Below are 523 nucleotides of genomic sequence, written 5' to 3'. Positions count from 1 at the left end.
GTCGCTTTGCTTCGGGCACGCTCATGCCTCCGAATTTACTGCGCCACAGGTAATAAGAAGCCTCACTGAAGCCGTGCTTGCGGCACTGCTCCTTGACTGGCATGCCGGCTTCAACCTCTCGCAGGAAGCCGATGATCTGCTCTTCGGTAAAACGCTTCTTCACGTCCAATCTCCTTCGGTTGGGGGATTGGACTCCAAATCGAATCGCTACTCAAAAGCGGGGGGACGTCGGTCGCTCGGTAGTCTCCAGTTAGCTCTGCTTGGCCTTTGTGGCCTCTTGATGGTGGTCTATTTTCTCGCCAACGTTGGCGTGGAGAGATTCCAAGCGGCCTTTTGCAAGCGCGACGAAGCGTCCTGGTCGACCGTGGGGCAGGCGTGGTTGTCGCTGGCCGTTGGCCTGATGGCTGTATGGTGGTCAGCAACAACGTTGTTGTATCGCTAAGGTCTGCTTCCGACCCTAAGCGGACCTAATTGATACTTGGGCTTAGGGCGTGGAGTTGTGGTGGCGGCCAAAAGTTTCATC

At 56.2% G+C, this 523-nt stretch carries 1 protein-coding gene; it reads right to left on the bottom strand.

The window, feature by feature from the left end; translation table 11 throughout:
* The coding region (locus DyAD56_RS23475; RefSeq protein WP_146010620.1) for a transposase at window positions 1-163 on the bottom strand (163 nt) is incomplete at its 3' end.
* Window positions 164-523: the final 360 nt, after the last annotated feature.

Origin of the sequence: Dyella sp. AD56, from assembly GCF_002878475.1 — a bacterium.
Classification (GTDB): Bacteria; Pseudomonadota; Gammaproteobacteria; order Xanthomonadales; family Rhodanobacteraceae; genus Dyella.
This window is presented reverse-complemented; position numbering and strand designations above follow the sequence as displayed.